The sequence below is a fragment of the Mixta tenebrionis genome, assembly GCF_006517625.1.
Lineage (GTDB): Bacteria > Pseudomonadota > Gammaproteobacteria > Enterobacterales > Enterobacteriaceae > Mixta > Mixta tenebrionis.
Genome location: NZ_VHQI01000004.1, coordinates 168,981 through 191,071, shown reverse-complemented (window position 1 = coordinate 191,071; position 22,091 = coordinate 168,981). Strand labels below are relative to the sequence as shown.

Sequence of the window (22,091 nt, the reverse complement as noted above, 5' to 3'; positions counted from 1 at the left end):
CTCCGTCAGCGCTAATGCGGCGGTTATGCCGCGCTCGGCGGAGCGACGTGCGCGGTGTTTGGCGGCGCCTCTCCCTGATACTTCTCGATCTCCAGCTGCGCCATATGGCCGCAGTTGCCCTGCGCCAGCATCGAGCTGCCGATATCCAGCGTCAGGCAGTTGACGTTGCCGTTGCGGCACAGCGCGCCCGGTTCGGCAGGCTGAGCCGGATCGTACCAGGCGCCTTCGCTGATGCGCACCACGCCCGGACGGATATCACTGGTGACGACTGCGCCCACCAGAATCTGCCCGCGGTCGTTGAAGGCGCGCACCAGATCGCCGCTGCGAATACCGCGGCGGGCGGCATCCTGCTCGTTGATCAGGATCTCTTCACGATTGGCGACGGCATGCTTCTCGCGCACCGGGGTATTATCCAGCTGCGAGTGCAGGCGATATTCAGGATGCGCGGTGTTCAGCGACAGCGGCCAGCGCTTCGCCGCCTCGCTGCCGTGCCACTCCTGCGGCGGCAGCCAGCCGGGCAGGCCGGGGCAGTCGGGATAGTTCATGCTCGCCACGCGCTGCGAGTAGATCTCAATCTTACCGGAAGGCGTGCCCAGCGGATTGAGCAGCGGATCGGCGCGGAAATCGGCGAAGCGCACCCATTGCTTATTCGCTTCCGGAATCGGGAAGCGGATATAGTTGTTTGACTGCCAGAACATATCGAACGGCGGCAGCGCGACGCCTGCGGTGCGAGCCTGGCTCTTCATGTTGTCATACATCGCTTTCAGCCACTGCATCTCGTCGCGACCTTCGGTAAAGGCCGGCTCGACGCCGAGGCGCGCCGCCATAGCGCGGAAGATATCGAAATCGTTGCGCGCGTCATGCTGCGGCGCCACGCACTGATGCATCGGGAAGACGTAGAGCTGCGAATAGTCGCCGCCCATCTCCACATCGTTGCGCTCGTAGCTGGTGGTGCAGGGCAGCACGATATCGGCATGTTTAGCGGTGGCGGTCCAGTAAGGCTCCTGCACCACGATGGTTTCCGGCTGCCGCCACGCCTGCAACAGGTTATTGGTATCCTGATGATGATGGAACGGATTGCCGCCTACCACGTAGACCATCTTAACGTGCGGATAGGTAATCTTGCGGCCGTTAAAGTTGATGGTTTTGCCGGGGTTCGCCAGACAGTCGGCGATACGCGCCACCGGAATCGGCGCGGGCGCGTTGGCCGGCGTTTCACCGGCGCTGATGCCGGAGATAATCCCGCCGCGCGCCGTCGGGCTGCCGCCGGAGGAGTAGTGATAGCTAAAGCCGAAGCCGCCGCCCGGCAGGCCGATCTGACCCAGCATCGCCGCCAGCGTTACCAGCAGCCAGTGCGGCTGTTCGCCGTGGTGCTGACGCTGAATGCCCCAGCCCGCCATAATCATGGTGCGTTTCTGCGCCATTTCGCGCGCCAGCTGACGGATGACCTCCGGCTCGATGCCGCAAATGCCGCTTGCCCATTCAGCATCTTTCACCACGCCGTCGCTTTCGCCCAGCAGAACGGCGCGGAAGCGATCGAAGCCGACGGTATAACGATGCAGGAAGGCTTCGTCATGTAGCTTTTCGCTCAGCAGCGTATGGGCGATACCCATAATCATCGCGGAGTCGGTGTAGGCGTGCGGCGCGATCCACTGCGCGTTCATCTGCTTCGCGCCCGGCTGGTAGATGGGATCGATGGTGATAACGCGCACGCCTTTCTTCGCCAGCTGTGCGAAACCGTCAAGGCCGACGTGATCCGGCACGTTCCAGCTGTTTTTCAGCGTAGTGTGCGGATTGCAGCCCCACAGCACCACCAGTTCGCTATGTTCAAGAACGTTGGGCCAGCAGGTTTGCTGCTCGTAGACCTCCATCGAACCGACGACGTGCGACATAATTACCTGCGCCGCGCCGGTAGAGTAGTCGCCGCTGTAGTTCAGGAAGCCGCCGGTAAGGTTCATCAGGCGATGCAGCAAGGCGCGGCAGTTATGCAGCATCCCGGTGCTTTTCCAGCCGTAGGTGCCGGCATAGATTGAACCCGGTCCGTCGTTCTGCTGCAGGCGGCGAATTTCATTGCACACCAGCTCGATCGCTTTGTCCCAGCTGACCGGCACCCATTCATCGCTGCCGCGCAGTTCGGTGCGGCTGCCCGGCCCGTTTTCCAGCCAGCTTTTACGCACCATCGGCGTTTTGATGCGGTTCGGCGCATGGACCTGCCACGGCGCCATCTCAATCAGTTCGTTCGGCGCCGGATCGTCCTGCACCGGCTGAACGCCAACCATGCGTCCATTTTCAACTATTGCTTCAAACGCGCCCCAGTGGGCGGCGGTGAGGATGCCTTTTTGCGCCGGACGCAGCGCGGTAAACTGCGGCAGCGCCTGGCCGATAGCTTTCGCCAGCGCCGATTTGCTGTAGCCGAACTGCAGCGCGCTGGCTGCTATCAGGCCGCCGCCCGCCTGTAAAAAGCGGCGGCGTGACCAGTTTGAAAGTTGATGCTTCGTCATTTTTCGCTTTCCTCTGAATTCACGCTATCGCTGGCATGTTTTTGCGCATACTGCGTCAGTAAGCGCAGCTGTTCTTCGCTCAGCGAGGTGCGCGGCGCCATGCCTTTCATTACGCCGATCCACTGATTAGCGTTAAAGTGATTCAGCGCGGTCAGGCCGTGGCAGCCGGTGCAGTTAGCCGTCATCAGGCCGGAGGCGTATTGCCAAATCTGCTGCTGATCCTCGATCAGGATGTTTTTCGGCAGCCAGAAAGTCAGTTCAACCTGGTTCCAGCGCTGGCCGGTTTCGCCGTCGGTTTGCGAGCCGATAACCTTAACCTGCGACGCGGCGGCTTCATCCAGCACCGCGCTCAGGATGCGTTTGCCCGGCGCGGCATAGATAGCGCCCGTAACATCCTGCTGCTGCCAGCCATCCAGGCGAGCCTGTACCCGATCGCCGTTATGCTGCAGCACCGTCACCTGCGTGGAGGGGAAGAGGGTGCCGTCTGACTGCTCGTTGTCGAGCGTTAAGCGGAAAGGCTGCGTGGCGACGGCATACAGGGTGGTAGCTTTGTCCGAGGTATGGGCGGCGGCGGCTAACAGCTGCGATGCGCCGCTGGCATTGCTGGCGCTCATATCCGGCAGAATATGGGCGACGCCGCGGTGGCAGTCGATACAGGTTTGACCTTCGCTGATGGCTACCGGATGCGCTTTGCGCGCTTCCGGGCGCTGCGCCAGGATATCCATTGCTTCAAAACTGTGGCAGCTGCGGCAGGTGGCGGAATCATTCGCCTTCATGGTCTTCCATACTGACTCCGCCATGCTGAGTTTATGAGCGTTATATTTTTCTTCGGTGTTAATCTTCCCGGTGATTTCCCCGTAGACATCTTTCAGCGCCCCTATTTTAGTCAGCAGATAATCAACCGGCTGGTGGGGAACGTGACAATCAGCGCACTCTGCGCGGATGCCTTTCGGGTTTTGAAAGTGGATGCTGCCCTGATACTCCGCCAGCGGGCGTTCCATGCTGTGACATGAAACGCAAAACTCGCTGTCGCTGGTTTTATGCATAATGGTCGCGCCGCCAGCCAACAGCGCCGCGCCGATAATCGCCCCCAGTAATATCAGCCCCAACATTGGCCAACTTTTAAGCCAATGAAAGCTCAAAAGGCGCCTTTTCCTCGCCATGTAACCTCCTGGTTTTTCATTATTTATTGCTACAGGATCAGCCCTGTTTAAAAAGCAGTTCTGTATACCTCTAATTAAGTAGTGGGGGGTTGTGCATTATCAAAGAATGCTGGTTTTCAACGGGCAGAAAGAGAGAAGAGTGATATGAACGGGGCTTTCTGGCGATAAAAACCGCCTGAGCGACAGCGCGCTGTACAACTTCTCGCCAGCGGTTACTGCGGCGGGATCGGCTAAAGGTCAGGCGGCGATCGGCCATTAATGGCAAATCGTAACGGTAACGGCGCCGCGCTGCGTCGAAGCAGGCGTTAGCTTTAGTAGTTACAACATACTTTAAACTAAAGTACCAACCGTGCAGGCCACGGCGTCGCTGTTAAAAGCACGGCTTTGGCAGGAGATAGCTCTTTGTGTGGCAAAGTGAAGGTTGCTGAAGCGCCTGTCTTTGCTGCCGTTGCCTAATCGCTTCTTTATATGGTTCGCTACAGCACTATACTCGTTACAGTCAACGCCAGGGCCGGTTCTCAAGGCATTCAGCAGAAAAGGCGGTGAGACGGCTTCAGCAAAAGAGGTCCGCTGTTGCATATTTTGTAATGCACATCACATCTTATGGAGAGCGACAGCGAAGCGGCGAGTAGCCGTAGAGAGGGTGTCAGTAGCGGTCAGCGGCGTATTAAACAATATGCTCTGGATTTTTGGCGCTTTTTTGATTAGCTTCAGCATTTATTGTGGCTGACCTGTGTTAGCCTGGGCAAATGTATTATCAAAAGGCAGAAATAAAGATGAAAATGAAGGCAATTTTGCTTAGCGCGCTTTGCGTTACCGCTTCAGCCTGTGCTGAAAAAACGCCCGCCCCAGCCGCCGCTCATCCGGCGCTGGAAACCGTAGCCCCTTATCCGGCGGCGGAAAAAGGGCAGGTGCGCCAGGTCATTTATCTGCCGCCGCAGCAAAATGAAGATCTGTATAAAGTTGAGCTGCTGATCGGTAAAACCATGGAGGTAGACTGCAACCATGTGATGATGGGCGCGCAGGTAGAGCAGCAAACCCTGGCCGGCTGGGGCTATGATTACTACGTGGTAAAAAGCCTGTCGGCGCCGGCCATGACGCGTAAAATGTGTATCGATGGCGACAAGCGGCAGGAGTTTGTTCCGGCTAACCTGGGAGCCTACAGCCTGCAACGCTACAACAGCAAGCTGCCGATTGTGATCTATACGCCCGCCGACGTTCAGGTGAAATATCGCCTGTGGCGCGCAGAGACTGAGGTTAACGACGCGGTTGCGCAGTAATTCCGTGCGGCGGCGCCGATGTTTAGCGCCGCCCGCTTCCCATAAAGAGAGTAAACCATGAAAAAAATGATGATGCTGACCGTGCTGGCGCTGGCGGGCTGTAGCCGTGCGCCTGAACCGCAGAAGAATAACCCGGCGATTGGCATGCCGAATCCGGCATCGGTCTACTGTATTCAGCAGTCAGGCACGCTGGAGAGGGTGCAAACCGCAGAGGGCGAGGTAAGCTACTGCCGCCTGCCCAGCGGCGAACGCATCGAAGAGTGGACGCTGTTCCGTCGCGACCATCCGCAACGGGCCAATTCGTTACGTTAACGGCAAGGATTGTATGCCGCTGAAGCTGTCCTGATTGATGCGAAAGGGAAGCGAAAAAATTATTTTCATCAATCAGGCATTTTCTTTTACGTGACGCAAATCCATGCTTACCATTAATGTTTTTCATCGCTGAATATATGGACTTTCAATGCGTCATTCTGCTTTTCTCCTTCCGTTGATTGCGCTGCTGGCCGCCTGCAGCAGCAAGCCAACAGCTCCACCGCCTGAACAAACCGGCAACCCGTTTCTCGGCGACGGTGGCTTTTTACTTAAGCCGGCACATGAGATTCGGCCGCTGAGCGGCGATTTTTCCGCTAACCCCGCGGCAGAACGTTTTATCGATAAGATGGTGCGGGAGCACGGTTTTAACCGGCAGCAGCTGCACAGCGTACTGGCGCAAACTAAACGGCTGGACTGGGTGCTGCGTCTGATGGATCGTCAGGCGCCGACGCCAGGCTATCAGCCGCCTTCCGGGCCCAACGGCGCGTGGATTCGCTATCGCAAAAAATTTATTACTCCAGATAACGTGCAGAAGGGCGTCGCGTTCTGGAATCAGTATCAGGACGCGCTGCGGCGCGCCCAGCAGGAATATGGCGTGCCGCCGGAGATTATCGTCGGCATTATTGGCGTGGAAACCCGCTGGGGCAGGGTGATGGGCAAAACCCGCATCATTGATGCGCTGGCGACGCTGGCCTTCGACTATCCGCGCCGGGCTGACTACTTCAGCGGCGAGCTGGAAACCTTTCTGCTGATGGCGCGCCAGGAAGGCGACGATCCGTTGGAGCTGCGCGGTTCCTATGCCGGCGCCATGGGCTATGGTCAGTTTATGCCCTCTTCGGAAAAGCGCTATGCGGTTGATTTCAACGGCGACGGCCATATCAATTTGTGGGATCCGGTCGATGCTATCGGCAGCGTCGCCAACTATTTCAAACAGCACGGCTGGCAGGCGGGCGAAACGGTGGCTGTGCCCGCCAGCGGACAGGCGCCGGGGCTGGAAAACGGCTTTAAAACCCGCTACAGCCTGGCGAGCCTGGCGGCGGCCGGCCTGCGTCCGCAGGTGCCGATTAACGGCAATCCGCAGGTGAGCCTGCTGCGTTTTGATATGGGCAAGAGTTATCAATACTGGTACGGGCTGCCTAATTTTTACGTTATTACCCGCTATAACCACAGCAACCACTACGCTATGGCGGTCTGGCAGCTGGGTGAGGCGGTGGGCCTGGCGCGCCAGGGGCGTTAACGTTGCCAATAATGAAGCCGCTGGCTTTGCAGGCAGCGGCTTTTTGCATTGTGGCGGGCGGAACGGATTATCCGTGACGCCCGGCAGTTATACGCAGACGCGGCCGGCGGCCGCTCTGGCACGTTACCAGCAGACGAAGCCGCCATCCACCAGCAGATCCACGCCGGTGCAGAAAGAGGCCGCATCGCTGGCGAGGAACAAGGCAGGTCCAGCCATCTCTTCGACGCGCGCCATGCGCTGCATCGGCGTCTGGCTTTCAAACGCCTGCGTCTGATGCACCATCTCCGGACGGGTATTCATCGGCGTCGCCGTATAGCCCGGACTGATGCTGTTAACGCGGATATTTTTATCTACCCACTCCATCGCCAGGCTTTTCGACAGATGAATCACGCCCGCTTTCGAGCTGTTATAATGCGCCTGTTCCAGACCGCGGTTAACAATCACGCCTGACATTGAGGCGATGTTGATAATGGAGCCGCCGCCGCACTGCGTCATTAATTCCGCTTCCGCTTTGCAGGAGTTCCAGACGCCGGTGAGGTTGATATCGATCACCTGCTGCCACTGTTCGCTCTCCATCTCCAGCGCCGGGTTAGCGTTAGCGATGCCGGCGGCATTCACCGCCACGTCCAGCTGGTGATAGCGATTTTTCACCGTGGCGATCGCCTCGCGCAGATCGGCCAGCTTGCGCACGTCGCCGGTGAAGGCGCAGGCCTCGCCGCCCATCTGCTGAATCTGTTTTACCGTTTCATCAAGGCCGCCATCCTGTCGCAGATCGAAGCAGGCCACTTTAGCGCCGGCGCTCGCCAGCGCCAGCGCGATAATCTGGCCGATGCCGCTACCGGCCCCGGTAACGAAGGCGACGCGATCGTTTAATGAAAACAGCGTTTGCGCAAAATCTTTGCTCATCATAATAGTCAGGTTTCCGTAAGTCATTTATCTGGCGTCGCGTATTACGACATGATTAAGCCGCCATCGACGTTAATGGTTTGACCGGTGATATAACGCGCATCGTCCGATGCCAGAAATGCGACCAGGCCTGCAACATCTTCCGGCTGACCGGCACGTTTGAGCGGAATGCCTTCCACCCATTCGGCCATCAGCTCGCCTTTGCCGTAACGCTTGCGATCGGAACTAAGGATCTCGCCCCATACGCGATCGTTGTAGTCCCACATTTCGCTTTCAATAATCCCCGGACAGAAGGCGTTAACGGTAATGTTCCATGGCGCCAGCTCATGCGCCAGGCTTTGCGTGATGCCGATAACCCCCATTTTGCTGGCGGCGTAGTGCGGGGTGTAGATAAAGCCCTGGCGCCCCTGCCCGGACGAGGTATTGATCAGGCAGCCATGATTTTGTTTTACCATGTATTTAGCGGCTTCGCGGCAGCATAGCCAGACGCCGGTGGTGTTAACGGCCAGCACTTTCTCGAAGTCTGCTTTCGGCATACGGTCGAAGTAGTCGATAGTGATAACGCCTGCGTTCTGAATCGATACGTCGATGGTGCCGAAGCGCGCGGCTGCCTGTTCATAAAGCCCCTGGACCTGTTTTTCATCGGTGACGTCCACCTGTAACGACAGGATATCGGCCTGGTAGCGCTGGCGCAGCTGCTCGGCCGTTTCGTGTACGCGCTCTGCGTTAGACACCATTACCAGCTTTGCGCCGTCACGCGCGAAGCGCTCGGCAATACCCGCCCCGATACCGCGACACGCGCCGGTAATAACAACGGTTTTATTGTGGAAATCTCTTTGCATGGATTTATCTCCTGTATGGGCCGGGGAGGCCTCGCCCGGCAACTAATCGATAATCGGAACGGATTTAGCTGGATGCCGTATTCATGGTCTGTGGCTGCTCCGCCGCCATTTTTTCTTCGTGACGACGCATCAGAATGACTTTGTTTTGCAGGCGCTGCTGGAACTGATCGACCACGACGGCGGTAACAATCACTACCCCTTTAATAACCATTTGCCAAAAGTCGCTGACGCCCATCATCACCATGCCGTCCGCGAGGAAAACAATGACGAATGCGCCGATAATGGAGCCAGATACCCGTCCGCGACCGCCCGCCAGCGCGGTGCCGCCCAGTACGGTGGCGCCGATGGCGTCCATTTCAAACATGTTGCCGGTCATGGGATGCGCGGTTTGCAGCTGCGAGGCGACGATCAGACCAACCAGCGCGGCACAGAGGCCGGAGAAGGCGTAAACGAACATTTTTACCTTAACAATCGGCACGCCGGCCAGCCGCGCAGCAGATTCATTGCCGCCGATAGCGTAGATATAGCGTCCAAGCGGGGTTTTGGTGGTCAGCCAGTAGCCCAGCAGCAGAAAGGCCAGCATCAGCCAGATAGGAATATAGATACCCAACAGCGTACCGGATCCCAGCGTGGCGAAGCCGGTATTGCCCAGCGCTTCCATTCCGTTAAGGTTGGCGTAGGTGCTGCCGTCATTAAACAGCAGCGCCGCGCCGCGGGCGACGTACATCATACCCAGCGTACAGATAAAGGGAGCGACGCCGAAACGCGTTATCACCGCGCCGTTAATAAAGCCGACGGCGATGCCGAAAAGGGTGGTTGCCAGCAGCACTTCAGGCACGTTAAGAAAGATAATCTGTCCACCCCAGACAGGAAGGCCGTTAGTTAACAGCGCGCCTGCCACCATACCGCAGATCCCGGCAACCGCGCCAACCGACAGATCGATGCCGCCAGTCAGGATTACCAGCGTCATGCCAATTGCCAGCAGCGCGGTAATAGCAACGTGTTGCGTCATGATCAGCAGGTTAGAAACGGTGAAAAAATTCGGCACCATTACGCTAAAGACGGCGATAACCAGCAGCAAAGCGATAAAGGTTCGGGCTTTTAGCAGGTACATGTAGATCATATATTTCTGATTCATGATGGATTCCAGCCTGTTTAATCTTGAGGAGTCGCCGCCGCGATCAATTTTTCGCGCGTGGCTGCGTGACGGGGAAGATCGGCGGTAATACGCCCATCGGCCATTACCAAAATGCGATCCGCCAGCGCCATCACTTCATCCAGTTCCGACGAGGAAAACATAACGGCCAGCCCCTGCTGCGCCATCTTGCCAATAAGGTGGTAAACGTCCGTTTTAGCGCCGACGTCGATGCCGCGCGTAGGTTCATCAAGAAATACCACCTGCGGCTGCGTCATCAGCGCCTTGCCCAGCACGACTTTTTGTTGGTTGCCGCCGCTTAACGAGGTCACCGGTAGTTCAGGATCGCTGACCTTAATCGCCAGCTCTTTAATCATCTTTTTAACGCTGGCGCTTTCTTTTTGTGGGTTAAGCCATTGCCACGAGCGCCGGAATCCCTGCAGGCTGAAATCGGACAGCGTCATATTGGACTGAATAGACATCATCTGAATAACGCCTTCACCCTGACGATCTTCCGGCACCAGCGCCAGTCCCTGCTTCAGCCGTTTCTGAAAGCCGGCTTTGTCCAGGCACTCTCCGTTAAGATGGACGCTGCCGCTCTGACAGGGCATTAATCCAACCAGGCCTTTAAATAGCTCCGTGCGCCCGGCGCCCAGCAGACCGTAGATGCCAATCACTTCGCCTTTTTTCAGGTTAAAAGTGACATCGTTCAGCTTGTAGCCGCCGTTTTGATGCAGCGCGGTTAGCCCTTTAACCTCCAGCACGATTTCACCCTGCGGCGCGGGCTGGTAATCGAAGTGTTTTTTCTTATCGCCGACCATTTGCTCAATAATCCATGGAATACTGGCATCGCTGACGCTGCGCTCGCTGATAAAGCGTCCGTCGCGAAAAATGGTGATGTAGTCGCCGATTTCCATCAGCTCTTCGAGGCGGTGGGAGATATAAATGATGGTCACGCCGCGACGCTTAAGCTGTTCGATGATATTGAACAGCACCTTTACTTCCGACTGGCTGAGTGCGGAGGTCGGTTCATCCATAATCAACACGCGCGTATCTTTTGATAGCGCGCGCGCAATCTCAACCAGCTGCTGATGCCCGATACCGAGCTCTTCCAGCGAGGTACGGGGATCGACATCCAGCTCCAGGCGTTTCAATAACGTTTTCGCCAATTCATATTGATACTTTTCATTAATTTTTCCTTTCTGGAAAAATTCGTTGGCGATAAAAATGTTATCCATCACGCTCATATTCGGGAACAGATTCAGCTCCTGAAAAATAATGCTGATGCCATGCTTTTCAGCCTGGTGCGTTGAATTTAAAGTGATGGGCTCGCCATTCAATAAAATTTGCCCGGAGGACGGCGTCTCCACTCCGGCCAGCATTTTCATCATGGTGGATTTACCGGCGCCGTTTTCACCGATCAGAACATTAACTTTATTGCGCCAGACGCGGTAATTAACATTGTCCAGCGCAACGACGCCCGGATAAACGCGCGACAGGTTGCGGGTTTCAATAATGACCTCAGGTTCCGCAGGCCGGGAGGCGGCGAATTCTGGCTGCGACATATTAGGGTTTCTCCGCACGAGTGATTTTCGCTGGCGTAATTTGCGGCAGGCTGGTTGGGATATCCCAGGCAGAGAAAATGCCGATAACTTCCGTGGTTTCCCCCGTCTGCAGCTGCGCTGCCTGAATCATTTTTACCGCTCGTTCATTTATGGCGCGGCCATATTCGCCAAACAGCACCTGATCGTTAAAGTCGGCATAGCTGGCGCCTTTATAACTGTCGCGTAGCAGAGTGCCACGCAAAATCGGTCCCGTCTGCACAATGATGCTATCGCCATTTTGCATCCGTAATGTCATCTTTCCGCTGCGTGAAGCCGTATTGATGTTTTCAATTTTACCGACGACGCTGACATAAAAGATGCATGGATTTTCACTTTGCGAACGGTAGCCCAATGACTGGCAGGCGCTGTCGAAATCTTTCGCGGCGCGCAGCGCCTTCATTAACTCATCAGCGGGGCGGGCATGATCTACAATTTGCGGTACGATTTTATCCTGCCAGGTACGATCGATATCGCTCATATGCGGATTCGGCGGCGTTTGCAGATCAGCCAGTTCCTGTTGCGAAACGATGCGGCAGCCGCCTAAGGCAAGGATAAACAAGGCCAGCCAGGCTTTCTTGTACATAACACTCTCCTCTGCGCCCCGAATGGGGCGCGACAACCCGAACTCAGGACTTAATATTGAAATCCTGTACCTTGTCTGCGTTATCTTTAGTAATCAAAATGCCGCGGAACATGACGCGCTGCTTCGGTGGCTTTTCACCTTTTTGCAGGTAGTTATCGAGATCGATCACGCCCTGAGCGGCAATGGCCTGCGCCTGTAGCATCGCCGTCGCCTGTAAAGCGCCTGACTTGATGGCGTCGCGCTCATCGTTGCTGCCATCAATACCGACGACGATAACATCGCTGCGGTTCGCCGCTTTCAACGCCGCAATAGCGCCGAGCGCTACCGGCCCGTTGCCGCAGATAACGCCTTTAACATCCGGATGCGCCTGGAGAATGCTGTCCATAATACGTTTACCGTCAAGCAGGGTGCCTTTTGCATCCTGCTTAGCGATACTGACCATATCCGGGTACTGATCGATAACCTGATGGAAGGATTTAGAGCGGGTTACGCAGTTATTATCGGCGAGGTTGCAGGTCAGTTCGGCATATTTTCCCGTCTCTTCCATCTTCTCGACGAACTCATTGGCAACTTCCGAGCCGGCCTGAAAGTTATTGTGGGTAATCTGCACCAGCGCGACATCGTCAACGGGAATTTCACGGTTAATCAATACCACCGGTATTCCGGCATCCTTCGCTTTTTTAATCGCCGCGACGCTGGCGGTAGAATCCGCATTATCCAGAATGATTCCCTGCACTTTTTTGCCGATAGCGGTATCGATCAGCTCATTCTGTTTTTTTACATCTTCACTGTGAGAAAGCAGGGTAGTTTTATATCCCAGCTGTTGGGCTTTTTCACTGGCGCCTTTTGCTTCAGATGCGTAATAGGGATTATCCAGCGAGTTAACCATAATCATAATTGTGCCTTTCTCTGCCGCCTGGGCGGTAAAAGAAAGGGCGCTCAGGGTTACAACAGTCAGAAGCGTTAAACGTGATTTCATGACAATGTTCTCTCTGTGTTGTTATTGTCGGGTACGGTAAAACAACGTAAGCCTGGGATTGCTTCGGAAATCAGTGACAGAGTTGATTTTCTCCTTTTGTTTGCGAAACATCATTTTGCCGCAGTGTGGTTGTCTGTTTTTAAATCAAACAGAGAGTGCCGGTTGCCACAGAGTTTTTTCTACCGCGAGCCGCCATTCCTGCCATCGCTGCTGTAGCTGCTGATGACGGTTCGGATCGGGGCGGAATTCAACGTGGACGGGCAACAACGCCCGCATCTCGTCCTGAGTTAGCGGACTGATTGCGTTACGGGCCAGCAGGGCGGCGCCAATAGCAGAGAGTTCAGGAATATCGCTGCGCATTACCGGACATCCCAGCAGGTCCGCCTGGTACTGCATCAGCCAGTCATTTTTGGTCGGGCCGCCGTCAACCATCAGGGCGGTTAAGGTAAAATCAGGATGCTGACGCATCGCAGCGACCACATCGGCGATTTGATAAGTGATTGCTTCCAGCGCCGCACGGATCAGATGCGCGCGCTTCACGCCGCGGTTCAGGCCACAGATTAGCCCTCTGGCGTTATCTGCCCACCAGGGCGCGCCCAGGCCGGTCAGGGCCGGCACGAAATAAACGCCGAGCGTATTTTCCACCGAGGCGGGAAGGGTGTTGAGCTCGTGGTTCAGCTCATCCTGCGGCAGCTCGCTCAGGCCGGTGCTGTCCGCCATCCAGGCTACCGCATCGCCGGTGTGGGGAATATTGCCTTCCAGCCCGTACACCAGGCTTGCGCCATTATGCCAGGCGATGGTGGTCGCCAGCGCCTGAATATTGCACTGTGCCGAATTGACCGGCGCCATAACCGAGGAGCCGGTGCCGTAGGTCGCCTTAACGCAGCCCGCTTCGCCCAGCGCATGGCCGAACAGCGCCGCATGGGAGTCGCCCACCATCGCCATAATCGGAATGCCGTCCGGAATGCCGTTCACGCCTTTGGTGTAGCCAAACAGGCCGCTGGAAGGTTTGATGTCCGGCAGCGCCTTACGCGGGATCTGGAATATATTCAGCATCTCTTCATCCCAGCCGCCGGTAACCAGGTTCAGCAGCTGCGTGCGCGAGGCGTTAGAGTAATCGCAGTAAAAAGATTCGCCTGCGGTCAGGTTCCACAGCAGCCAGCTGTCGATAGTGCCGAGACAGATTTCGCCTTTCTCCGCCAGCGCAAAGCCGTCTGGCACGGAATCCAGCAGCCAGCGCAGCTTTGAGCCGGAGAACAGCGGCGCGACGGGCAGGCCGGTTACGGATTTTATTTTGTTTGCGAGATTATCGCGGCGTAGCCCTTCGCAAAAATCTGCGGTGCGTGAGCACTGCCAGCTCAGCGCGGCGTGTAGCGGAGCGGAGCTGTTGCGATACCAGCCGATGGCGGTTTCACGCTGATTGCTGATCGCCAGCGCGCTAACCTTTTCTGCCCCGACTGCCTTAATCGCTTTCGCCAGAACCTCAACAGATGCTTCGACTAACAGCGTGCCCGACTGTTCAACCCAGCCTTCGCGCGGTGTCTGGATAGATAATGGTTGAGAAAACTTAACCAGCACTTCTCCGGCTTCATTCAGCGCAACGGCCTTTGCATTGGTCGTGCCTTCATCAAGCGCAATGATAATGTTTTTTGTTGCCGACATTAGAGTTTCTCCAAATCACAAATAATTCGGGCGCACGCTGGTATCGCGAAAGGCAAAGGCGCTAAATGACAGGAACATATGGCCTGTTTACAGGGATAAAGGTGCCGCTATGCTTTCGCTGTTTCTCTTTGAATATATATTCAGTATTGATTATATATTTTGAGTACGATAGCCACATTCACCGCGTTGGGCTACAGGCAAAGCTTGCGAATGTGCTTACTATCACATTTCTTGATCCGCTAAACGAACAGATGAGGGGAGAACGGGAAGGGGGAGCGCTTCATTTAGCAAGCGTTTTTGGCGTTACCTGTGATTGAGCGAGAGGCAGGTAAACGCCAAAACGCAAGCAGAAGAGCGCAGGCTATTCTTTAACCAGCGCTCTGGCCGCGTGATAGTCGGTAATCAAAATATCGATATAGCCGCCCTGCAGCGCGCCTTTGATCGCCGCGACCTTATCGCGCCCGCCGGCCAGCGCGACCACGTTCGGGCATTTTTTCACTTTATCCAACGCCATGCCGATAACCGGATCTTCATGCTCTGCCAGTACCGGCGCGCCATTTTTATCGTAGTAGTGCAGGCAGATATCCCCGACGGCGCCGCGTTCGGCCAGCAGCTCCAGCATCTCCTCCCGGTAGTAGTTGCCGGAAGTTTTTAACAGCTGGGACGGTTCCAGAATGCCGATGCCGACGATGGCGATATTCACCTCGTCAAAATGAGCCACAACGTCGGCGACATCCGGACTGGCGATCAGGCGGGCTTTATCATCGGTGGAGCCTTCAATGCTCTGTGCCGGCAGCAGCCAGGCGCGACAGTTAAGCTGTTGCGCCAGCGTCTGCGTCAGGATGGTGGCCTGAACGTTGCCGTTCGGCCCAACGCCGCCCAGCAGCTGAATAACGCCGCTGGCTTTCAGATTCGGCGTGTGAACTTCGTCCACCATGGCGCGGATAGTTGAACTCCACGAAGAGATACCCACCAGATCGTTAGGACGCAGGCGGGTTTCAATATAGTGCGCGGCGGCAGAGCCGATGGCGCGTTTAATGGCGCTGTCGGTGGCATCTTCCGCCACATCCACAACGATCGCCTGTTTAATGCCGTAGCGCTCTTCGATCCCTTTCTCAATATTCAGAAAAATATTGGAGGGCTGGATCACGCTAATCTTTACCAGGCCTTCTTTCTGGCAGCGCGTAATAGCGCGTGAGACAAACGACTGTGAGAGCGAGAGGGTCTGTGCGATCTCAGACTGCTTAAGTCCTTCCAGATAGTAAAGTGTGGCAATTTTAACTAACAGACGCTGTTCATCCTGCTTAGCCATGCTGTTCCTCAATGGTTTTCTTAAGTGCAGCCAGTATGTTTTAGCCGGTCATGATACGCGAAAAGACGCGCAGTTTAAGTGTGATGGAGCTCAAACTTCTGTCAAACATGCGGTAAGGGGCTGGACAATGTGTGAGCGGAGATTATACACTTTGAATATAAAATCAGTAATGAATATTTATTCATAACGATAAAGACCGCAACCTTTGTTAGTGAAGTGCCTGCAACAAAGTCTGTGCAGGCACCTTTTTTTACACTACGGAATAAATATTCATTAAGGAATAACTATTCGGAGGCGTATGATGAATCCCTTTTTACTGTCGGTCCCTGAACTTGAGAAAAAGGCACGTGCGGTACGGCGTCACATTATTAACCTGAACGCTAACAGCCCGGCTGGCGGCCATACCGGCGCCGATTTGTCGCAGGTGGAACTGCTGACGGCGCTCTATTTTCGTATTTTGAACTGTGCGCCGGAGCGGCTGAACGATCCCGATCGCGATATCTATATCCAGTCAAAAGGCCATGCGGTGGGCTGTTATTACTGCGTACTCGCTGAGGCGGGCTACTTCCCGCAGGACTGGCTGGCAACCTATCAGCACGCCAACTCCCATCTGCCAGGGCATCCGGTGAAACAGAAAACGCCCGGCATTGAGTTGAACACCGGCGCGCTGGGGCATGGGCTGCCGGTTGCGGTGGGGCTGGCGATTGCCGCCAAACGCGACAACAGCAAACGCCGTATTTTCCTTATCACCGGTGACGGCGAGCTGGCGGAAGGCAGCAACTGGGAGGCGGCGATGGCGGCGGCGCACTATAAGCTGGATAACCTGGTAGTGATTAATGACAAGAACGGGTTACAGCTGGCGGGCGCTACGCGCGACATTATGAACAGCGATCCGCTGGATGAAAAATGGCGCGCCTTTGGTATGGATGTCACTGAATGCCAGGGCAACGACATGGCTTCGGTGGTGAACGCGCTGGAGAATTTACCGCCGCGCGGCAAGCCGCACGTGATTATCGCCCACACCACGAAAGGCGCTGGCGTTTCATTTATTGCGGGCAAACCGGAATGGCACCATCGCGTACCTAAGGGTGATGAGATTGCTCAGGCGATGAATGAGCTTAAAGATCTTTGATGGAGGAGATGAAAAGTGAATAACGCAGAACATCTGGCGAATGTAATGGTGACGGCGTTTATTGATGCCGTCGAGCGGGGCGTCGATGTTGTTCCCGTTGTGGCTGATTCGACCTCCACAGCTAAAATCGCGCCTTTTGTAAAACAGTTTCCCGATCGCCTTGTCAATGTCGGTATCGCAGAGCAGACGCTGGTCGGCGTCGCTGCCGGTCTGGCGATGGCGGGAAAAGTGGCGGTAACCTGTAACGCCGCGCCGTTCCTGATTGCGCGCGCCAATGAGCAGGTAAAAGTAGATATTTGCTACAACAATACTAACGTCAAGCTGTTCGGCCTGAACGCCGGCGCCAGCTATGGGCCGCTGGCCAGCACCCACCACGCGATTGATGATATTTCCGTAGTGCGCGGCTTTGGTAATATTCAGATTTTCGCACCTTCCTCGCCGCGCGAGTGCCGTCAGATTATTGACTATGCGCTGGAACACGTCGGCCCGGTCTATATCCGTATGGACGGCAAGGCGCTGCCGGAGCTGCATGATGAGGCCTGGCGCTTTCAACCCGGCGCCGTAGATGTACTGCACGAAGGCAACGATATTGCCCTGGTGGCGATGGGATCGACGGTGCATGAAGCGGTTGAAGCTGCCGGGCTGCTGGCGCGCAAAGGCATCGCTGCCTGCGTTATCAATCTGGCTTCCATCCGCCCGCTGGATCGCGATGCGCTAAGCCAGAGCCTGAGCGGCATTAAGCACGTGATTACCGTTGAGGAGCATAATATTAACGGCGGCGTGGGCAGCATCGTGGCGGAAGTGCTGGCCGAATACGGTCACGGCGCACGCCTGAAACGCCTCGGCATCCCGGACGGCGAATATGCGCTTGCCGCCGATCGTAAGGATATGCGTGCCTGGCACGGCATCGACGCGGCTGGCGTCGTGAGCCAGGCGCTGAACCTGTTAAATCATCAGTAAGCTGTGGCCCCTGGCCTCAATGCCTGACAGCCTGCGTAAGCGGGCTGTTATATAACAAAGGACCAGTTCCATCTAAAGTTAATTAGGTTTCATTTTAAGCACGATCACAGACAGATGAAACTTAACAACCCTATAATCAATGCAGTGTATTTGATATAGAATTAAGATATTTCACTAACCTTTAAATTTTTAAAGAATAAAATTTCCTCTGCTGTCAGTGTCTTTTTTGTCGCGGGAAGCTTAGGGAATATAAGAGCATGCATAAGGTAAGATTCCTTATATCCAAAAAGAAAAATCCCATCTTTACCAACAGTCATAGAAGCAGGTGCATAACCAATTTCTTTTAAATATGGGGTTAGTGGAAAAGTCTATACTGAGATCTGAGTACACGATATTTTGTCGGCAGGGTTGAACCTGATTAGGCGAACGAGATTTTAAATCAGGCGGAAAAAAAACTGACTGTACTTTTACCTCAGTAAACGATCCCTTTAGCTTTTTCGTCAGAAAATGAATGGCCTGGGATTTGATTATTTTGTGAGCTAAAGGCGAGCGCCTAAGCGGATTGCGTATTCATGTACAAGTAAAGCCGCTCAAGCGGCTTTTCTCAGAAAGCTAAAAACTGTATTTTTATATAATATATCAGCCTGTTATCAGTTATACCATAAAGGGCCAGGTTCTATGTGACAGTACATTAATCAGGCTTTACTTTAAGTACAATCAACAAACAGATGAAACTTAATAATCCGATAACCAATGCAATGTATTTGATATAAAACCATGATATTTCACAGGTTTTTAGACTTTTAAAGAATAAAACTTCTTCTTCTGTCAGTGTCTTTTTTGTCGCTGAAAAACCAGGAAATATAAGGGCGCTAATAAGATAAGATTCTTTATATCCCCAAAAGAAAAAACCACCATCTTTACCAACAGTCATGGAGAACGGTGTATATCCAAATTGCTGTTTAAACTTAGCCGCAATAAGATCGAATTTGCACTCTGTAAACTTCCCATAGATAAGATAAAATGCCAGTGAAGCTACAAATATTGCAGCCAAACATATTATGATCAGATCCAATGAATTCATTTTGAACCTTCTGTAACGTTATAAAGGGTTTTTCCTACTTTTTCTCCCCCCCAGCCGCCAGCTTCCCCGCCAGCATAACCTAAAGTCCCTCCAGCGATAACAGCACAAACTAACCCACCTGTACCAGCAGTACCAACGCCAATGGCTATACAAAGTGGAACAGCCATACCGCCTGCAAGAATACCGCCGCCAGTGCTACCTGCAAAACTCCCTATTTCAGTATATTTCTTTTTAGTACATTCGTCTTCACGACCAACAGAACAAGCCTCATTTATCTCATTGATTGAATGCAGGGCACTAAAGCCGATCCCTACATAGCCAACATAGCGCATAGCTGCTACATATTTTGCCGCCCGTTCTATATGCGTAGCATAACCTTCGATATCACTTATTCCTGTCTCATTCCATTTATGAGTAATTGAACTTGTTGACAAGCCAAGAGCATTTTTTATTTTAGTGTACTCGCCAAATTTCATAGCCTTGTTTAGAAAGCCTACTTTTAGTTCTCTTTCAAGCTCTTTAAACAATTGTGCACGTCTTACATAGAACTGCTCACCAATCAATGCGCCTCGCGTCATATAGGCATTTTTATAAGCTTCTTGGATCTCTTTCAGAATTTTTTCAATATTCTCAAAATAATTTCCAACAGGATTAGCAGCAAGGCCAATACCTTTATCTGCAATGCTGGTAAAATTGGCAATAGTTGCGTAATGCTTATGCAGGAAATTAGCTTCTTCGTGGGTTAACGGTTCCAGCGCGGCATCAATTCGCGCTTTTGCTGCCTGCATATGCCCGATCTGCTCGCTATCCTGTTTTTCAGGATCAACCAGAAGCATAATCGAACCGGCTTTATAACTTTTGTCTGCGCCGTTCAGCGTAGCGAATAGTGCTTTGGCTCCTGCTGGCGGGGTGCCCGTGAATAACAGACGTTGCCAGGCTTCTGTAGTACCGCCATATGGGAGAACGGCAAAACCAGCGTCTGTGCCTGTTTTCTTCTTCGCTGACTGTGCATATTGTTCTGGCTCTGCCTGCTGCTGTTGATAGGCAACAAGAGTGGTGGCTGCGGTTGACGTTTCAGCCTGATATTTTGCTGGCGCATAAAAAGGGAATGTACCTGGGCCTATCGGCCCCAGAGGGGCTATGATTCGGTTAGATCCAGAAGGACAGCCGCATAAAACAACGCATCTGTCGACGGCAACAGGGATTTGATGAATTCTGCGGTGTGGTTCGGCTTCAATAATCTTCCCTTCTTTACCACATTTTGGGCAAGGCGTGGTTTTGTCCCCCAGAACAATTGGACGGCGACCAAGAATATGGCCTACTGACAGAGAAGGAATAAGCTTTGCTCCAGTAGTAGTTTGATCACCGCTTAATGCCTGTCCTTTTCCCAGTACGTTAGGGCGCATCCCTCCCGTTGAGCCAACGTGATTCATAAATCCTTTTACCTGCTACAGAAATTATCATCGTGCCTATTTTACAAACAATAACCCTATGCACAATAAAATGAGGTTGGGGTAATCTGTTTTTTGTGACGAAAGAAAACACCTTGTCACTTAACCATATTACTCATGCCCCAAAAAGGCCTTCTTCACCGTTTACAAGCTTCTCTGCTGGCATTACTATCCTGACAAGGATTAATGTTCAATCCCAACAACTTGTAGTAATGACTCGGGGTGCCCTTCCTTGTGAAGGCTGAGAAATACCCGTACCACCTGATCTGGATAATGCCAGCGTAGGGAAGTCAGCTGCCTGTCCGGCATTGCCTTCTTAAGCGCCGGCCGGGAGTATTATGAAACAACCTGACCTGCCTGATACCGCGCTTGTTGCGCAATCTCTTTCTCTCTTCCGCCAGCGCGCGCCGCTAATCCACTGCATGACCAATGATGTGGTCCAGTCCTTTACCGCTAATGTGCTGCTGGCGCTGCACGCTTCGCCGGCAATGGTTATCGATGCCGGAGAAGCGGCACAGTTCAGCGCTATTGCCGATGCGTTGTTGGTTAACGTTGGCACGCTAACTCATGCACGTGCGGAAGCAATGCAGGCTGCGGTGCAGTCGGCCTGCGCCAGCGCTACGCCCTGGACGCTCGATCCGGTCGCGGTGGGGACGCTGGATATGCGCAGCGCCTTTTGCCAGCAGCTGCTGGCGTTAAAGCCCGCCGCCATTCGCGGCAACGCCTCTGAAATTCTTGCGCTGTCGCTGCAGCAGGGCGGCGGGCGCGGGGTGGATACCCGGCATCAGGCGGAGGAGGCGCTGGCTGCCGCACAGCATCTGGCGCAGCGCTGCCAGAGCATTGTGGTAATAACCGGCGAGGTGGACTACGTGACCGACGGCGAACGTACGTTTGCCGTACCGGGCGGATCGCCGCTGATGACGCGCGTGGTCGGCACCGGCTGCGCGCTGTCGGCGGTGGTTGCAGGCTTTACCGCGCTGCCGGGCGACAGATTGCAGCACGTCGCCAGCGCCTGCCGCGTTATGGCCTGCGCGGGCGCCCAGGCCGCCTCCGAAGCGAGCGGGCCGGGCAGCTTTCTGCCGGCATTTCTCGATGCGCTGTGGAATCTGAACGAGGAGAAACTGAAATGATGCGCATTAATGCGTTAACTATCGCCGGCACCGATCCCAGCGGCGGGGCAGGCATTCAGGCCGATTTAAAAACTTTTTCCGCACTGGGCGCTTACGGCACCAGCGTGATTACCGCGCTGGTAGCGCAGAATACCTGCGGCGTGCGGTCGGTTTATCGCGTTGAGCCGCAGTTTGTCGCCGCGCAGCTGGATGCGGTACTGGAAGATGTGCGTATCGATAGCGTTAAAATCGGTATGCTGGCGGAGAGCGATATCGTTGAGGCGGTGGCGGAAAGGCTGGCGCGCGCGGTTATCCCCTGGGTAGTGCTTGATACCGTCATGCTGGCAAAAAGCGGCGATGCGCTGCTGTCGCCGCAGGCGGTAAAAACGCTGCGCCAGCGTTTGCTGCCGCAGGTATCGCTGATCACGCCTAACCTGCCGGAGGCGGCGGCGCTGCTGGAAACCCGCCACGCTCGCGATGAAAATGAGATGAAGCAACAGGGCAGAGCGCTGCTGGAGCTGGGCTGCGAGGCGGTGTTGATCAAAGGCGGCCATCTCAGCGATATTGAAAGCCCGGACTGGTTGTTTACTCAGCAAGGCGAACAGCGCTTTACCGCGCCGCGCATCGCCACCCGTAACACGCACGGCACCGGCTGTACGCTTTCTGCGGCGCTTACTGCGCTGCGGCCACGTCATAGCGACTGGGCCAGCACCGTAGCGGCAGCGAAAGCGTGGCTCCAGGGCGCGCTGGCGCAGGCCGATACGTTACAGGTGGGTAAAGGCCAGGGGCCAGTGCATCATTTCTATCGCTGGTGGTAGCGGTTCACGGTGGGATAGCGC

The 22,091-nt window shown here is 54.7% G+C and carries 19 protein-coding genes and 1 riboswitch; of the genes, 7 read left to right on the top strand and 12 right to left on the bottom strand.

The annotated features are described in order from the left end of the window. Positions 1-23: 23 nt before the first annotated feature. Positions 24-2,501, bottom strand: coding sequence for a trimethylamine-N-oxide reductase TorA (gene torA, locus FKM52_RS08305; protein WP_141175737.1), 2,478 nt, complete (start codon positions 2,499-2,501; stop codon positions 24-26). Beyond that, positions 2,498-3,664, bottom strand: coding sequence for a NapC/NirT family cytochrome c (locus tag FKM52_RS08300; RefSeq protein ID WP_141175736.1), 1,167 nt, complete (start codon positions 3,662-3,664; stop codon positions 2,498-2,500). The genes torA and FKM52_RS08300 overlap by 4 nt, the downstream gene beginning before the upstream one ends. A gap of 776 nt (positions 3,665-4,440) precedes the next feature. On the opposite strand from FKM52_RS08300, the gene eco reads away from it, so the two are divergent. The 3 genes from eco (at position 4,441) to mltB (ending at position 6,493) form a co-directional block, all read left to right on the top strand. Next, positions 4,441-4,944: a serine protease inhibitor ecotin gene (gene eco / locus FKM52_RS08295; protein ID WP_141175735.1), complete on the top strand. Its 504-nt coding sequence runs from the start codon at positions 4,441-4,443 to the stop codon at positions 4,942-4,944. 57 nt (positions 4,945-5,001) lie between these two features. Then, positions 5,002-5,256, top strand: coding sequence for a putative hemolysin (locus tag FKM52_RS08290; protein WP_141175734.1), 255 nt, complete (start codon positions 5,002-5,004; stop codon positions 5,254-5,256). Between the two features lie 148 nt (positions 5,257-5,404). After that, a complete protein-coding gene (gene mltB, locus FKM52_RS08285; RefSeq protein ID WP_141175733.1) occupies positions 5,405-6,493 on the top strand; it encodes a lytic murein transglycosylase B in 1,089 nt (362 codons plus the stop codon). Positions 6,494-6,616: 123 nt separating this feature from the next. On the opposite strand, the gene FKM52_RS08280 is transcribed toward mltB, so the two are convergent. From FKM52_RS08280 to FKM52_RS08245, 8 genes are all read right to left on the bottom strand, one after another. Next, complete coding sequence (locus FKM52_RS08280; RefSeq protein WP_141175732.1) at positions 6,617-7,402, bottom strand: SDR family oxidoreductase; 786 nt, start codon at positions 7,400-7,402, stop codon at positions 6,617-6,619. A gap of 41 nt (positions 7,403-7,443) precedes the next feature. Continuing rightward, positions 7,444-8,241, bottom strand: a complete 798-nt coding sequence (locus FKM52_RS08275; protein ID WP_141175731.1) for an SDR family oxidoreductase — start codon at positions 8,239-8,241, stop codon at positions 7,444-7,446. A 64-nt stretch (positions 8,242-8,305) separates the two neighbouring features. Then, positions 8,306-9,379, bottom strand: a complete 1,074-nt coding sequence (locus tag FKM52_RS08270) for an ABC transporter permease (protein WP_141175730.1) — start codon at positions 9,377-9,379, stop codon at positions 8,306-8,308. A 17-nt stretch (positions 9,380-9,396) separates the two neighbouring features. Then, positions 9,397-10,941 (bottom strand): sugar ABC transporter ATP-binding protein, encoded by a 1,545-nt coding sequence (locus FKM52_RS08265; protein WP_141175729.1) that lies wholly within the window; start codon positions 10,939-10,941, stop codon positions 9,397-9,399. Between the two features lies 1 nt (position 10,942). Then, on the bottom strand, positions 10,943-11,563 hold the full coding sequence (locus FKM52_RS08260) for a DUF2291 family protein (RefSeq protein ID WP_141175728.1): 621 nt from the start codon (positions 11,561-11,563) through the stop codon (positions 10,943-10,945). A gap of 43 nt (positions 11,564-11,606) precedes the next feature. After that, positions 11,607-12,542, bottom strand: coding sequence for a D-ribose ABC transporter substrate-binding protein (locus FKM52_RS08255; protein ID WP_141175727.1), 936 nt, complete (start codon positions 12,540-12,542; stop codon positions 11,607-11,609). Positions 12,543-12,686: 144 nt separating this feature from the next. Then, positions 12,687-14,204: an FGGY family carbohydrate kinase gene (locus FKM52_RS08250; RefSeq protein WP_141175726.1), complete on the bottom strand. Its 1,518-nt coding sequence runs from the start codon at positions 14,202-14,204 to the stop codon at positions 12,687-12,689. A gap of 361 nt (positions 14,205-14,565) precedes the next feature. Beyond that, a complete protein-coding gene (locus FKM52_RS08245; protein WP_141175725.1) occupies positions 14,566-15,516 on the bottom strand; it encodes a sugar-binding transcriptional regulator in 951 nt (316 codons plus the stop codon). Between the two features lie 301 nt (positions 15,517-15,817). Between FKM52_RS08245 and FKM52_RS08240 the strand changes: the two genes are divergently transcribed. Further along, a complete protein-coding gene (locus FKM52_RS08240) occupies positions 15,818-16,648 on the top strand; it encodes a transketolase (RefSeq protein WP_141175891.1) in 831 nt (276 codons plus the stop codon). Positions 16,649-16,663: 15 nt separating this feature from the next. Next, the gene (locus tag FKM52_RS08235; RefSeq protein ID WP_141175724.1) at positions 16,664-17,608 is read left to right on the top strand and encodes a transketolase family protein; all 945 of its coding nucleotides are present in this window, start codon (positions 16,664-16,666) and stop codon (positions 17,606-17,608) included. 691 nt (positions 17,609-18,299) lie between these two features. Here the strand turns inward: FKM52_RS08235 and FKM52_RS21955 are convergent. Together FKM52_RS21955 and FKM52_RS08215 are read right to left on the bottom strand one after the other, a co-directional pair. Next, positions 18,300-18,692 carry a hypothetical protein gene (locus FKM52_RS21955; RefSeq protein ID WP_246085509.1) on the bottom strand — a complete coding sequence of 131 codons (393 nt, stop codon included), beginning with the start codon at positions 18,690-18,692 and terminating at the stop codon, positions 18,300-18,302. Next, a complete protein-coding gene (locus FKM52_RS08215; protein ID WP_141175723.1) occupies positions 18,689-20,125 on the bottom strand; it encodes a PAAR domain-containing protein in 1,437 nt (478 codons plus the stop codon). Before FKM52_RS08215 ends, FKM52_RS21955 begins: the two co-directional genes overlap by 4 nt. A 226-nt stretch (positions 20,126-20,351) precedes the next feature. Then, positions 20,352-20,448, top strand: a riboswitch (TPP riboswitch). Positions 20,449-20,481: 33 nt separating this feature from the next. On the opposite strand from FKM52_RS08215, the gene thiM reads away from it, so the two are divergent. Then, complete coding sequence (thiM, locus tag FKM52_RS08210; protein WP_141175722.1) at positions 20,482-21,273, top strand: hydroxyethylthiazole kinase; 792 nt, start codon at positions 20,482-20,484, stop codon at positions 21,271-21,273. Continuing rightward, entirely contained in the window at positions 21,270-22,070 is an 801-nt protein-coding gene (thiD, locus tag FKM52_RS08205) for a bifunctional hydroxymethylpyrimidine kinase/phosphomethylpyrimidine kinase (RefSeq protein WP_141175721.1), read from the top strand. Before thiM ends, thiD begins: the two co-directional genes overlap by 4 nt. Positions 22,071-22,091 lie beyond the last annotated feature (21 nt).

Bases quoted from the DNA above. Each gene is read 5' to 3' on its own strand.
- torA (WP_141175737.1), bottom strand. From the start codon at position 2,501: ATGACGAAGCATCAACTTTCAAACTGGTCACGCCGCCGCTTTTTACAG.
- FKM52_RS08300 (WP_141175736.1), bottom strand. From the start codon at position 3,664: ATGGCGAGGAAAAGGCGCCTTTTGAGCTTTCATTGGCTTAAAAGTTGG.
- eco (WP_141175735.1), top strand. From the start codon at position 4,441: ATGAAAATGAAGGCAATTTTGCTTAGCGCGCTTTGCGTTACCGCTTCA.
- FKM52_RS08290 (WP_141175734.1), top strand. From the start codon at position 5,002: ATGAAAAAAATGATGATGCTGACCGTGCTGGCGCTGGCGGGCTGTAGC.
- mltB (WP_141175733.1), top strand. From the start codon at position 5,405: ATGCGTCATTCTGCTTTTCTCCTTCCGTTGATTGCGCTGCTGGCCGCC.
- FKM52_RS08280 (WP_141175732.1), bottom strand. From the start codon at position 7,402: ATGATGAGCAAAGATTTTGCGCAAACGCTGTTTTCATTAAACGATCGC.
- FKM52_RS08275 (WP_141175731.1), bottom strand. From the start codon at position 8,241: ATGCAAAGAGATTTCCACAATAAAACCGTTGTTATTACCGGCGCGTGT.
- FKM52_RS08270 (WP_141175730.1), bottom strand. From the start codon at position 9,379: ATGAATCAGAAATATATGATCTACATGTACCTGCTAAAAGCCCGAACC.
- FKM52_RS08265 (WP_141175729.1), bottom strand. From the start codon at position 10,941: ATGTCGCAGCCAGAATTCGCCGCCTCCCGGCCTGCGGAACCTGAGGTC.
- FKM52_RS08260 (WP_141175728.1), bottom strand. From the start codon at position 11,563: ATGTACAAGAAAGCCTGGCTGGCCTTGTTTATCCTTGCCTTAGGCGGC.
- FKM52_RS08255 (WP_141175727.1), bottom strand. From the start codon at position 12,542: ATGAAATCACGTTTAACGCTTCTGACTGTTGTAACCCTGAGCGCCCTT.
- FKM52_RS08250 (WP_141175726.1), bottom strand. From the start codon at position 14,204: ATGTCGGCAACAAAAAACATTATCATTGCGCTTGATGAAGGCACGACC.
- FKM52_RS08245 (WP_141175725.1), bottom strand. From the start codon at position 15,516: ATGGCTAAGCAGGATGAACAGCGTCTGTTAGTTAAAATTGCCACACTT.
- FKM52_RS08240 (WP_141175891.1), top strand. From the start codon at position 15,818: ATGAATCCCTTTTTACTGTCGGTCCCTGAACTTGAGAAAAAGGCACGT.
- FKM52_RS21955 (WP_246085509.1), bottom strand. From the start codon at position 18,692: ATGAATTCATTGGATCTGATCATAATATGTTTGGCTGCAATATTTGTA.
- FKM52_RS08215 (WP_141175723.1), bottom strand. From the start codon at position 20,125: ATGAATCACGTTGGCTCAACGGGAGGGATGCGCCCTAACGTACTGGGA.
- thiM (WP_141175722.1), top strand. From the start codon at position 20,482: ATGAAACAACCTGACCTGCCTGATACCGCGCTTGTTGCGCAATCTCTT.
- thiD (WP_141175721.1), top strand. From the start codon at position 21,270: ATGATGCGCATTAATGCGTTAACTATCGCCGGCACCGATCCCAGCGGC.